Origin of the sequence: Bacillus sp. FJAT-26390 (assembly GCF_001682865.1) — a bacterium.
Lineage (GTDB): Bacteria > Bacillota > Bacilli > Paenibacillales > Paenibacillaceae > Pristimantibacillus.
Genome location: NZ_MAQX01000034.1, coordinates 117,914 through 131,227 on the forward strand (window position 1 = coordinate 117,914; position 13,314 = coordinate 131,227).

The following is a 13,314-nucleotide window of genomic DNA, read 5'->3' on the forward strand; positions in this document are numbered from 1 at the left end:
GACATGACCCCCTTAGAGTAAGATGACGTTTTTGCGATTTGCCATTTTGGCGGTGGCGTTCCGTGTGTCGATAACGACAGGCGTGTGCATCACTAGAAGCTCGTAAGGAATATTCGAATGATCCGTTAAAATCAACGTGCAATCGTATTTCTTCACATTCCGTGCCGTAAGCGGCATTGCATGCAGCATCGTTTCCCCAATCTTCAGCTCATTCACATAAGGGTCAAAATAACCAACATGAACGCCGGATTCCAGCAATTGCTCTATAATGGGCAGTGCGATAGATTCTCGGATATCATTAACGTCCTTCTTATACGTAACCCCGATAACAAGCACACTGCTTTCTTTAAGCTCTTTTGGCCGCAAGCTCTTTGCAACCCGTTCCACAATATATCCTGGCATATCCTCGTTTACCTGATGGGAAAGCTCGATGAAGGGCAGATCCAAATTAAGCTTCCTCGATTTCCACAACAAATACAGAGGGTCAACCGGAATGCAATGCCCGCCAATGCCCGGCCCTGGATAATATTTCGTAAATCCATACGGCTTCGTATCTGCCGCCTCGATCACTTCCCAAAGGCTTACATTTAGCTCTTCACAAATCTTAAGCAGGCTGTTCATAAATGAGATATTCAAGAAACGTTGGCAGTTTTCGAGGAGTTTTGTCATTTCGGCAACGCGCGGCGATGATACGACGACCGTTTGCTCGAACGCCGTTCCATATACTTGCTTCGCATACGCTGTGCATGATGGCGTTACGCCCCCAACAACTTTGGGTATTTTACCGAGTTCCCATGTTGAACCGGGGTCAATTCGCTCAGGTGAATATGCGAGTGAAATGTCCCTGCCTATAAGGAGGCCGGTTGATTCCAGAATCGGTTTAAGCAGCTCCTCGCACGTCCCTGGGAACGTGGAGCTTTCCAAAACGACAAGTTGGCCTCTTCTCAAGTACGGGATTGAGCTTTCTGCCGCACTTACCACATATCTCAAATCAGGTTGATCAAGCTCATCGAGCGGCGTAGGAACGCAAATAATAATGACATCTACTTTCTCTATGACATCGAATGTGCAGCCAATGTGAAAACTATTGTTGCTAAAAAGCTTTCGAATATCGTTTTTACTAAAATCAGACAAATAGGATTGGCGTTTCTGAAGCATATTAATCTTTCGTTCCTCTACATCAATGCCATACACCGTACTTCCTTTTTCCAGAAACAACTGCGCCAGCGACAATCCGACGTACCCTAGTCCGATAATGCCTATTTTATATTTAAGCGAGTGCTCCAAAGCTCTTTCAACTCCTTTAATTAATCTTCTAGCATCATACGAAAATTAATCAAAGTCGCATTAGTTAAACGTCTAAATTTCAATAAAATAGTAGAGTATCACGGTGTTGAAGGAAATTTTTGCCTATTATTTATTTCCACGGAGAAATAAGGGATTTGATAGACAAAAAGCACATCTGATGCGACTGCTAGTTGAAATGATGCAAGGGAAAATAGGTTCGTGTACGTTAACAATGCTGTATAGCACTCATATGATATGGGGATGACAGACTTGACCGGGAGGGGAACAAATGCGAATATTAATCGCCTGCAGCTGGTCGCTGCCTCATGCAGGTGGCGTAAACACGTATGTCAATCAGTTGGCAAAAGGATTGCAGCTCGCAGGGCATCACGTTGATATTTTCTCCTCGACGCCAGACGGACTTGGATTTTATATCCCAAGCAGAGGCTTGTTTATTGATAAAAGCAAACTAAGGACATTTATTGCCAATCAGACAAACCGCTATATGAATCACCAATTGCCCGGCATCGATCCATGGATTAAGCAGTCTGAAATCGAACGGTACTGTATCGAGGCAGCTGCCATGTATTTCGGTTTGAGCGAATATGACATTATACACGCGCAGGACATCGTGAGCGCCCATGCATTGTCACGTGTAAAGCCTGCCCATACGCCTTTGGTAACGACCATTCACGGCTGTCTCGCTAAGGAATGGTTCGTAAAAATAAAGCAAATGGGATTAACGGACCAAGATACAAACTCCCCTCTTTGGCACTATTCCACCATTCGAGAAAATTTGGGCGCAATTGTCAGCGATGTTACGATCTCTCCCTCACAGTGGTTAAAAAACGTATTGGTAAACGAATTTTCGGTTCCTGAACACCATATTGTAGTAAGCCATTACGGCTTTGACATTGACGAATTCCAACAGCACATGATGCGCGATTCGGTATCGGCGATTGCGAAGCCGGATGCGAAAAAAGTGTTTATGTGCCCTGCACGCTTTGATGTAGTAAAAGGACATATCCATCTCATTCATGCACTAGCCAAACTGAAAGAAGAGCGATCGGATTGGGTTTGCTGGTTGGTTGGAGAAGGCTATCTCCGTCAAGATTTAATGCAAACGGCTAATCAATTAGGTCTCGCTGATCACGTCATCTTTACCGGAAACCGCGATGATGTTCCGGCATTGATACGTCAAGCTGACTTCATCGTCCTTCCAAGCATGCAGGATAATCAGCCGTTTGCCATTATCGAAGCACAATTAGCAGGCAAGCTGGTTATCACTTCCGATGCCGGCGGCATACCGGAAATGGTAACCCCTTCAGTGACTGGGCTCGTCTTTCATGCCGGAGATATCGATCAGCTGCATTTCTGCTTGCGGTCCGCCATGGAGGCGGATTCAACGGCATTAAGCGACATGGCAAACCATGCAAAGCAATGGGGTGAGAACCATTGGGCGCTGCCTTCAATGGCTTCTCGCACGCTAGAGCTCTATGAGCTTGCACGAAGCAAACATCTGGGAGCTGTGGACGAAGTGGTTTTACGGCCTAAACCGCAAATTCGAATCACGACACAGAAGGGAAGAAGAAAATGGGGCACCCTCCGAAGAAAAAGACATCACGCAAAAATAACTCAAAAAAGGCAGCGGATCAAAAAAAGAAGGCACGCAAAGCAACGATCGTAAAGCCTGTACGTAAACGAATACGTCGTCGAAAGCTGCGGCGCGTACGCCGTATATTAAGAAAAAAACGACGCCTATCCAGAAATCCATTGCTTCTCTCTAGCGATAACTTGCCCAAAACGCTCGCTGCCTTCTTCGCATCATCACGGGATGCCCAGCAGAAAAAAATCTGGAATCGGATACTTTCATCACTTCCTCATGCATATACAATTCCGGATATGAGCATTATTCAGCCGCTGCTGGATGCCCGCAAGTGAGCAAGTGGACATACATGAAGCTGTGACCATTCAAATTATAAAAACCCAACCTCATAAAGAGGTCGGGTTTTTACTTCTTGGAGTCTTTCCAAAAGATAGACGCTTACTGGTTTCGATGGATAGTCGAATTTTTTTCCGAGCTCGAGTGCTCAATATTTAAGTGAATACGGATATCTTGAATCAGATTCTTTTTCAGCAGTATCATATCATCTGGAGAGATAGGCTTCCACTTCTCATAGTGATGGCGGTAAAGCTCATGTTCTATATTGTAAATATCGGTCTTTTTCTCTATCCCTGTTTTTAATGTGCTCCGGATTTCTTGTTCGATAACCTCTGTTGTCTTATTCGTTAATTGCTGCAGCCCGAGGAAGCTATCCTTCGTGCGGTTTACGATATAGGCCGTCGCTTTCAAATCAATGTTGTAGCGGATATCAACGCTGGTCTTATCTAGTGACAGCTTAGATTTAGGGTTATCCACAACGATTTGGACGGCAGGCTTTTTCTTATTTGGAACGGGAATGCCGGCACGAACCGTCCCCTGTTGAACCCAGCGGAGTCCGTTTAAATCTTTTATTGGAATGTAGCTTTTAAACACGTCATTTTTAAGAAATATCGCCCCATTAATCATTAGCTTAGGCTCGGGCTTATCTTTTTCGCTCCACTGTTTTTTATTTAAAGTAAGCGTCGGTATGGCAGTAGTAAAACCGGGCTCGTTAATTTGCCCGATTAATCGGTGGAGCTTGATCGGATTAATGACAGAAGACTGGGAGTAAGTCCCTTTTGGTTCATGCAATATGGTGCTAAGCGGAGATTGTCCAAAAAATCCTCCTGCTGAGAGGATATCCTTGATGGATTCCCTCGTGCCAAACACCCAGGGCGTTAGACGAAATTCATAATACCGGATAAAACTATCGTACACTTCTTTTATCCCTTGTTTGAATGCCGATTCGCTAATGACGATCGCCGTCAAATGCCCCCAATAAATTCTTTCTTGCGCCGTCTGATAGAGATTGAAAAATGATTCTTCAAAGGTATCTCCAACTCCCTCGCCTACCCAAACTCTCGAAGGAGACTTCTGACCGTCGCTCGATTTCGCAACCGATTGAAAATCTATGAATTGGATGTAGCCATGATATTTTCCATCCTTAAAATCTACGCCTAATGCGGAAGCATAACTCAGCTTTTCGATATCCTTGACGTCTGTAGAACAACCTGATGTGAATAACAATCCAACCGTCATTATGAGGATGCACCGCAGGTTAAGCTTCAACCCTATCACCTCTTTCGCTTATTAATCATGGCTGACGAGAAACGTGATCTTCGGAATGGATCAACAACGAAGGCTCCCAGCCAATCCTTGAAGCGCAAGGAAGAGATCGGTTCCAGATAAGAGAGCCCGAAGGATTCAAGGCGGCAGAGATAAATTAAAATCAAAAACATGCTCAGAAAAAAGCCATAGATCCCCAAGAACGAGGATATGAGCAAAATAAAAATTCGGATCAGGCTTACCGTGCCGGACAAAGACTGATTTACCAAACAAAACGTGGATACGGTCGAAAGAGCTACAATGACGAGCAAAGTCGGCGATGCTAGCCCTGCGCGGATAAGGGAGTCTCCAATGATCAAGCCTCCAACGATTCCAATCGTTTGGCCGACGGCTTTCGGCAGCCGAATGCCGGCTTCCCGCAGCAATTCAAATTGAAACAGCAAAAGAAATGCCTCTAGAAAAGAAGGCAGCGGAACCCCTTCTCGTGAAATGACCACTGTAGACAGCAGGAAAAAGGGGATCTGGTCTAAATTCACCGATGCAAGGGCAATCCAAAAGCCCGGCAAAAAAATGCCGATCAACAAACCGAGGATCCTTAGAATCCGTTGAAAGATGACAAAGTGAAACGGAAAATGGACGTCTTCTGGCGTTTTTAGCAATTCAAGGAAGTTAGATGGCCCGATAAGCACCATCGGCGATCCGTCTACGACGATCGAGAATCTTCCCCGCAGCAGCGTTTCAATGACAAAGTCTGGCCGACCGATGTAATCAATCAAGGGAAACAACGAAAAGGTTCGATCCGACAGCCATTGCTCGAGCTGCCCGCTGCTCACGATGCTTTCCGCTTGAAAGGTTTCCAAACGTCTGCGCACGTTGGAAATCATCTTCGGGTCCGCTTTATGGCTCAGATAAAGCAAGCATATTTGCGTCTTGCTTAAGCTGCCGATTAAGAACTGCTCGCTGAACAATAATCCGGTTTGCATCCGTTTCCGAATCAGCGAAATATTTGTAAATAGGTCTTCTGTGAATGCATCCTTTGGCCCCTTGATCGAAATTTCCGTATTGGACTCCTGTAAGGAACGCTGGGGCACTTTGGAAATATCGACTGTCCAAAAGTAACTGTCGCTTTCCCGGTATATGATCAATTTGCCGGTAAACAAACTAGTGATCATTTCCCCGAATGACCGATTGATCTCTAAAATAGGCATTTCGTCCGTATATTCCGATACTGTTTCATCCGGATCGACATGCAAACGGTTAATATAATGACATGCCCTAGTAAAGTATGCATTCAGCTCCGTCTTCTCGATCATGCCTTCACAATAAAAGGCCGTTAATTGGTCTGAGAACTCCAATTGCGGAAGAAGCGGAAACTGGACATCCGAATAATGCGAGAATGCTTCTTTCAATTCGCCTGCTAACAAACTGCCGCTGCGCAGCCGGGTGTCATGCTCTGCGAATAACATCGACTCTTCTTGCGACTTATTCATTTTCGTGCTCCTTTCCGCTGCGGTATAAAGGTTATCGTAAATAGAAGCGCGGTTAACGTAACGCCGAACCAGAGGGAACCGTCATAAAAGTATTGATGAATAATTTGCTGCATCTGAATGTCGCTGACATTTAGAAGGGAGGGCAGCGAAATGATGGTTGCGCAAATGAGCATAACCATTTGGCGTTTTTTGGGGGATTTCGCTCCGGTTAGTTCACATAAGAGATAGATAATTAGAGCTGTTCTCACAATGCTGCCTGCCATTAATTGAAAGGCAGCTAAAAAATCAACATGCGAGATATTGCTGCCGATCATAACGAGCCTCCATTGTTCGAAAGCCGGGAAGCGTAAATTCTCAGCTTGAAAAGGGCCAAACGAAGCTATGGAACCGATTGTAGGCCCCATAATTAGACCTACCAGCATGAACAAAAGCAGAAAAATGGTTCCGTAGTTCATGGGCTTGCTCATTTTATGCTGGATCAAAAGCAAAATAAGCAAATCCATGCTGCCGCCAAATACGACTATTCCTCCGGATAGCTGCGTATCGAGCCCTTCCTTAAGGAAGGGCTGAAGCATGCCATAGTCTTTGCTATCCATAGTCATGATGGATACCCCGAAGCCTAGCAGCATCACGACAGGCAATAACATGGCAGACATATAGACAAGCGTCTTCATTCCCGCTTTTGAGGCGCAGTAACACAAAAAGATAAAGCTTAGCGTAACGACGATATCGCTTGTATTGGGAAGAAAGTAAATTTTGACGGTCTTTGCCGTATCAAACACGATCATGTTTCCTGCCGCCAATAAATATAGAACGAGCCCCCCGCTCACCAGCCATAAGCCGAGTTTGCCCGTCCGTAATTTAAGCCAATCGGAAAAGGATAATGAACGCATCGATTTTAAAACAAGATATAAAATCAGGCTCCATCCAATCAATGCCAAATAAGCGATGGCAATACTGAACCATGCATCGCGTTCCGCCGCTTGGAGAAGATGAGGGATAATCAGTACGTGGTTAGAGATCCCAAGTGATAATAGCAATAAAAATACGATCTGAAGTCTAGAAAAGGATCCCTCCATCGCTGCTCCCCTCCTCAAGCTTTTTACATTTTCTACATCTGGTATACTTTCCCTTCCATCGCTCGATTATGCATGGGATGGTTGTTCTTGGCTGCCCTTTGCTGCTTCTCACCGCTAGACACCATTAAAAACCCGGCCTCAAAGGGCCGGGTTTCTCCTCATTCATCATGATAGACTTGCCGTTCTAATTACACGGCATCAAGCGCTAAAAACACCTTGTCAAAGCCTGTCTTCGAGCGATGCAGCGACGCTTCCAGCGTTGGCTGAACCCCTTCTCCGTTTTGCATCAACACCTCTTGCGCTACAACGCCTGTATAGCCGATTTTTCGTAAACTGCGCAAAAAACCGCTCAAATCGATAACGCCCTCACCCGGATATAACCGGTCATTGTCCAATAATTGCTCAACCGCCATTGGCTTGGCATCGTTAATATGGACATACACGATTTGGCTTGCGGACAATCGCTCAATATCCAAGGTCGTTAATCCATTCGTATGCCAGTGATAGGAATCCAGCAGCAAGCCGACATTGGGCCTGTCAATCGCAGCGATGAACGCTAACGTATCCTCCAGCGTATGGATAAAAGGATGCTGAAACGCCGTTCGCCAGTGGTGCGGACCAACAAATTCCAGACTAAGCCTAATTCCGTATGCGCCTATGATATCCGCGCATGTTCTAAGCCGGCAAGCGGCATGTATGGCCAGCACTGCGGGTGAATGGTCAGTCGAGGGCAATATATACGTGCAGCAGGAATCGCCTCCCAGTAACGCCGCCGCTTTGGCACGAGCCTCCAACAAGCCTATGCTCCCAAGAAAATCTTCCTCGCTGCTCCGCCAATCTACCCCTAAATCGAAGGCGCCCATCGCCATTCCGTTCGAATTCAGCAGCTCCCTAGCTCCTTCAAGCCCGTAAGTTTCTATCCATCCTAATGCATCAATCTCAACGGCTTGAAAACCTTTTTCCGCCGCCAGTTCAATGAACCGTTTATCGTCACTGACTTCACCGAGTCCCGCCCGGGTCAAGCCTCTTAACATATCGTTCAGCTCCATCAGAAAAAATAGATTCGCATGCTGCGCCTGATTTTATGCCCAATCGAATAAAACGCCATAGTAATGCTCTTTGTCATCTCTTAACCCGATATAAGCAGATGCCGCTTCCTCCGGTTTAACAATATGGCTGATCAGCGGCTCGATGCTCAGCTTGTTTTGCGCCATCAAGTCAAATACGATTTGCGAATTACGCACCAAGGAATGCTTCACGAACGGGTCCTTCTCCACCGGATAACGCCATTCATGCGCGCCCTTAAATGTAATGCAGCCGTAATTGATCAAATGAACGTAATTCAGCACTTCCGTTACGTTCGTTTGGTATTCTCCGCGCGGGCTGCCAAGAAGGATCAGCTCTCCGGACTTCGCAATCAAAGGCAGATTATCGACCGCTGCCTTCGGCACGCCGGTTGCCTCAATTAATGTAGATACGCCTTCTCCTCTCGTAAGCCTCATGATCTCTTCACGAATATCCCCGCGTCCTGCATGCAAGGCTGCGTCAATCCCGGTCGTTTCCGCCATCTTCAAACGTTGCTCCGACAGATCGATCCCAAACACATTTGCTCCCGCAAGCTTAGCCAGTTGCGAAGCCATATTGCCAATGAGCCCAAGCCCTGTAACGGCCACGTTGTCGCCTAGTTCAATTTGCGATACCCGTGTCGAGGTGAATGCCACCGTTGCCATCCGCGTAAAAGGAACCCAAGTTAACGGAACGTGCTGGGGAGCCCTCAAAAATACGCCGGTCGTCGGAACGATTTGATAAGCGGAATGATCGCCGTAATGAAAAACAACATCTCCGGGCCAGAATCCCTCGACGCCCTTGCCTATTTCTATAATCTCGCTCACCGATGCGTAGCCAGGAATCCCGGGCATGCCAAACCATCCTTCATTGCCGGATAAGCATGCAAGCTCCGTACCCGGGCTGATCAACGTATATTTCTTTTTTACTAACGCCTCATGGTCTCCTATATGGGAAATAGATAACGGCGCATCATGCACCTCAACCTGCCACGGCGCTGCAAATACGATCTGTTTATTTTCCATCCTAGTGATGCTCCTTCTCTTATCCGTCTTTGCGGATCGTGGTATGGGCGGCAAAAAACTGGCTGGGCGTTATGCCAACCGTCGCCTTGAAGGTACGGCTGAACAAATGAATGCCGGAGAAGCCTACCTCCTCCGCAATCGCCGTAACCGTTTTTTGTCCTTCGATAATTTTCACTTTGGCTTGCTCGATCCGCACATGGGTTAAATATTTATGAATCGTTATATTCAATTGCTCCTTGAACAAAAAAGATAAATGATTGGTGGAGACGCCGGCATGCCTGCTGATCGTGACATTATCAAGCCCTGCATCAGCATAGCGCTCATGGATGAAGTGAATGGATTTCTCAAGCACACCCCATCCTTTCGTCAGCTTGCCTTCCTGCTCCTTGCTGCCTACCTGTCCCTTTAGGAAAAAATAAAGCAGCTCGATGCCTATAGCCTTGGTAAGCAAATCGCGGTTGGACTTCTCGTCCAGAAAAATTTTTTGCAGCAGCAGAAATCTTCTCTTTAAGTCGATGCGGTCTGAAGTGCGCAGATGGGAGATCGGCACGATGGCTCCCAAAGCTTTCTCCCGTAAGGGAACCTCTCTGGTCTGCTCATTGATAAGCCCCGTTTCCTTCCAGCCGCTCCGGGTTTCGTCATAATGAAGATCAAAATGCACAATATATTGAATCAAGGGAACGTCCGATGTCGTTCGAATGATATGCGGAAGCATGGGGGGCATCAGAAAAAGATCTCCCTCTTTCGCTAGATACTTGATCCCGTTTAATATAAAATCCGCTTCTCCTTGCTCGATATAGGTAAAGACATGGTCAAAATCAATCCACTCGCCGGAGAGCGAAGAAGATTTTGCGATTTTAACGACTCTCACAAAGGGAGAAATGGTATTCATCCATGCTTCCATCATTCGTTCCTCCAAACTTCCTTTATCGTTATCCGGCACGAGCGTTAATCGCTTCATGTTTATCCATTGGATTATGCTCTAAATATAATCCATTGCCGGCAACGATTACAGCCCCCTATCTTTATCCTCTAACCGGAATGTGAAGCCGCTGCTCCACGAAGTCTCTGCAAATCTCCAAGCTGCGATAAGGCGTGCTGGTTGAGCGGTCGATCTCAAGCGTCATCCAGCCCTCATACGCAATATCGTTTAACGCTTCTATAATCGGGTCAAAATCGATTTTACCCAGACCCAGCTCGCAAAATATCGGAACCTCGTTCCCTTCAAGCATCGGAAAATCTTCTGCCACGGCGCCGTCTTTCGTAACATCCTTTAGATGCACGTAGGCGACTCTATCTTTATACCGGCGAATCAGCTCCGCAGGATCCATTCCGGCTCCAGTCAATTGGGCAGTATCCGGGGCAAAATAAACGGCCTCGGAATCGCATAAGTCCATAATCGCATCCAGCTCATTCTCATCCTGAAGCTCGGTCCATAAATGCGGATGAAGACAGGCTTTGACGCCTAGCTCGAGGGTTCGTTTCGCAATTTCGGTAATCGTTGAAGCCGCTATCTTCAGCTCCTCCAAGCTGGCTGGCTTCAGCCGGGGACCGCCGGGACCAAGCAGCAAATGACCCGCCCCGCATAACGAAACGATTCGCGCCAGCCGCACATTGTAATCTACGATATGCTGCCGTTTGGACGGATCGGCAAACTTGCAGGACGGATCTCCAGTAACGCCTCCGTAAAGCCCCGACAATTCCAAGCTGTGCTGTGCCAGCAGTTCTTTGAACAACGAGATGTTTTGTTCATATTGAAGCGCAAAGGAAGGCCATGGCTCAATCGCCCGATAGCCGAGCTTTGAAGCTTCATCAAGCGCCTGCAGATGGTTATCCCCCCAGGTAATCGCGTGCACAGCTATTTTTCCTTTATATGATTTCAAACGTTCTCACCTCCCTAGAAATAAAAAAAATCCGGATATAACCCGATTATAGGGGTTGTATCCGGACATAATCTTTAGCTTAAACCATTAATTTTTATCTAAAACACCGTTAGCTGCTTTTTTGTGCCACTACATTTAACAAGATGTGCAGCCCTTGCTTTAGCTCTTCCAAAGTTGCATAGGCGTAGGATAAGCGAATGTGATGAAAATCCTTTGGATCATAAATATATCCGGGATTAATCAATAACTTTTGTTTGATGAGCTGTTGAAACAACGCTTTATTCACAATAGGCTCGTTAAATCGCAGCCAAATATAAAAGCCGCCTTTTGGCTTTTCCCATGATGCGAGTTGTCCAAAGTCTTTGGTCAAAATCTCTTCCACAAACGCTGCCCGTCTTTGCAATTGGCAGCGCAACCGCCCGACGTGCGAATCGTACAAGCCGGATGTAAGCCAGTGCGTTACAATCTGCTGCGAAAAGGCGCTTGAGCCGTAATCCGTTTGCATTTTAATATCAGCCAATCGATTGATGACAGGTTCAGGCGCCACGACCCAGCCAATTCTTAAACCGGGGCTCAACGTCTTTGAAACGCTGCCTATATAAAGGACTTGTCCGGAATGATCCATTGATTTCATCGATGGAGGAGCATCCTCGAAAGTTAATTCGTGATATACGTCGTCTTCAATGATCGGAATTTGCAGGGACGTGCAGATGTCTAATAAAGCTTGTCTATCTTCCATCGTTAGAATCCGCCCAGACGGGTTATTGAGGGTAGGCACCGTATAAAATAACGATTGTTTTTTACCCTTTAATGCTTTTAACGTTTTTTTCAGCTGTTGTTCTCTACTTACCGAGATTACACGCATGCCTGCAGATTGAAAAGGATGAATCGAATTCAAATAAGAAGGCGGCTCCTGGAACACATTTGAACGCTGCTCAAGAATGCCCAATGAAATAAGCTGCAGCGCTTGAAGCGCGCCAGAAACGATCAGGATACTCTCCGGTGACGTATTAATACCTCGTTTTTGCAAATGCCCGCTCAATGCGATACGCAGCTTTTTATTGCCCTTTGGCTCTGAATAGCCGATATCTCTAGCAAACAAGGATATATTTTGCAGCGATTGCTCAAGCAACGCCGTTGGCAGTAAATCGGGTGAAAGCTCGCCAGTGCCCAGCCGAATCATCGAAGCATTTTGCTCGTGCTCATTAATGAGTTGAATGGTATGATAATTCGGCTCATGAATGCTCGCATCGATATGCTTATGCCAATTGGGCTGCTCATGGCTTAGCAGCTTATTCCAGCTGCTATTGGATACGTATGTGCCTCCGCCTCTTTGGGTCTCTAATATCCCATTTGCCTTTAATTCTTCAAGCACTTGAATGATGGTGCTGCGGTTTACCTCCAACATTTCGGAAAGCTTCCTTTGCGAAGGAAGCTTTGTGCCGATCGTCCATTCACCCTGCCGGATGCGGGCGCTGATCCAATTATAGATCTGTTCATGAAGCGATAAGGGAAAGGCACGATCCGGTTTCCATTGCAAAATAATCAGTCTCCCTTCAAAACTGGTTGGGTCCAAAAACCATCCAATTGGTTGTTCTCTTTCATTTGTAACATAGGTAAAGTGAAGAAGGAAAGGAGTTCATTTGAGATGGAAGCCACACTTCATGGGATTTTATTAGCATTTGGCCTTATTTTGCCTTTAGGCGTGCAAAACATCTTTATTTTTACGCAAGGGGCAACGCAGCCAAACCTTTTCAAGGCGTTGCCGGCAACCCTTACAGCCGCGCTTTGCGATACGCTGCTTATTTTATTCGCGGTGTTCGGCTTGTCCGTCATCGTGCTGCAATTTGCGTGGCTGCGGCTTGGCTTAATGATTATCGGTATTATTTTCCTATTGTATATGGGATATTCCGTATGGAACTCGAGGCCTGCCAAGCGGGAATCAGGGAAAAGCTTGCCGCCGCAGAAGCAGATTGTATTTGCGCTGTCTGTCTCGCTTTTGAATCCGCATGCGATCTTGGATACTGTCGGCGTGATTGGAACAAGCGCTTTGCGATACGCAGGACTGGAGCAGATTCTATTTACAGCAACTTGCATAGCAGTATCGTGGTGCTGGTTTTTCGGCCTCACAATCGCAGGCGCTTTTATCAAAAAATTAGATGGCTCGGGCCCGATATTAAATATATTTAACAAATTTTCCGCTATTTTTATATGGCTTACGGCGCTGCTGCTATTAAAAAGCTTGTTTGCATAGCTGCGGGCATTTAATAAAGGGAT

11 protein-coding genes are annotated in these 13,314 nt (G+C 46.3%); 2 read left to right on the forward strand and 9 right to left on the reverse strand.

Going from position 1 to position 13,314, the window contains the following annotated elements:
- Positions 1 to 12: 12 nt before the first annotated feature.
- Entirely contained in the window at positions 13 to 1,287 is a 1,275-nt protein-coding gene (locus tag A7975_RS27575) for a nucleotide sugar dehydrogenase (protein ID WP_065387280.1), read from the reverse strand.
- Between the two features lie 289 nt (positions 1,288 to 1,576).
- On the opposite strand from A7975_RS27575, the gene A7975_RS27580 reads away from it, so the two are divergent.
- Positions 1,577 to 2,974 (forward strand): glycosyltransferase family 4 protein, encoded by a 1,398-nt coding sequence (locus tag A7975_RS27580; RefSeq protein ID WP_065387281.1) that lies wholly within the window; start codon positions 1,577 to 1,579, stop codon positions 2,972 to 2,974.
- Positions 2,975 to 3,331: 357 nt separating this feature from the next.
- Here the strand turns inward: A7975_RS27580 and A7975_RS27585 are convergent, their stop codons facing one another.
- The 8 genes from A7975_RS27585 to A7975_RS27620 form a co-directional block, all read right to left on the reverse strand.
- Entirely contained in the window at positions 3,332 to 4,498 is a 1,167-nt protein-coding gene (locus tag A7975_RS27585) for a Ger(x)C family spore germination protein (protein WP_065387282.1), read from the reverse strand.
- 5 nt (positions 4,499 to 4,503) lie between these two features.
- Positions 4,504 to 5,985 (reverse strand): spore germination protein, encoded by a 1,482-nt coding sequence (locus A7975_RS27590; protein ID WP_255314591.1) that lies wholly within the window; start codon positions 5,983 to 5,985, stop codon positions 4,504 to 4,506.
- The gene (locus A7975_RS27595) at positions 5,982 to 7,064 is read right to left on the reverse strand and encodes a GerAB/ArcD/ProY family transporter (RefSeq protein WP_065387283.1); all 1,083 of its coding nucleotides are present in this window, start codon (positions 7,062 to 7,064) and stop codon (positions 5,982 to 5,984) included. The genes A7975_RS27590 and A7975_RS27595 overlap by 4 nt, the downstream gene beginning before the upstream one ends.
- Positions 7,065 to 7,252: 188 nt before the next feature.
- On the reverse strand, positions 7,253 to 8,098 hold the full coding sequence (locus tag A7975_RS27600; protein WP_065387284.1) for a sugar phosphate isomerase/epimerase family protein: 846 nt from the start codon (positions 8,096 to 8,098) through the stop codon (positions 7,253 to 7,255).
- 48 nt (positions 8,099 to 8,146) lie between these two features.
- Positions 8,147 to 9,154: a zinc-dependent alcohol dehydrogenase gene (locus A7975_RS27605; RefSeq protein ID WP_053371902.1), complete on the reverse strand. Its 1,008-nt coding sequence runs from the start codon at positions 9,152 to 9,154 to the stop codon at positions 8,147 to 8,149.
- A gap of 19 nt (positions 9,155 to 9,173) precedes the next feature.
- The gene (locus A7975_RS27610) at positions 9,174 to 10,115 is read right to left on the reverse strand and encodes an AraC family transcriptional regulator (RefSeq protein ID WP_218061039.1); all 942 of its coding nucleotides are present in this window, start codon (positions 10,113 to 10,115) and stop codon (positions 9,174 to 9,176) included.
- Positions 10,116 to 10,179: 64 nt separating this feature from the next.
- Entirely contained in the window at positions 10,180 to 11,037 is an 858-nt protein-coding gene (locus A7975_RS27615; RefSeq protein ID WP_053371904.1) for a sugar phosphate isomerase/epimerase family protein, read from the reverse strand.
- Positions 11,038 to 11,146: 109 nt separating this feature from the next.
- Positions 11,147 to 12,577, reverse strand: a complete 1,431-nt coding sequence (locus A7975_RS27620; RefSeq protein WP_065387286.1) for an aminotransferase-like domain-containing protein — start codon at positions 12,575 to 12,577, stop codon at positions 11,147 to 11,149.
- Positions 12,578 to 12,685: 108 nt separating this feature from the next.
- Between A7975_RS27620 and A7975_RS27625 the strand changes: the two genes are divergently transcribed.
- The gene (locus A7975_RS27625; protein ID WP_065387287.1) at positions 12,686 to 13,291 is read left to right on the forward strand and encodes a LysE/ArgO family amino acid transporter; all 606 of its coding nucleotides are present in this window, start codon (positions 12,686 to 12,688) and stop codon (positions 13,289 to 13,291) included.
- Positions 13,292 to 13,314: the final 23 nt, after the last annotated feature.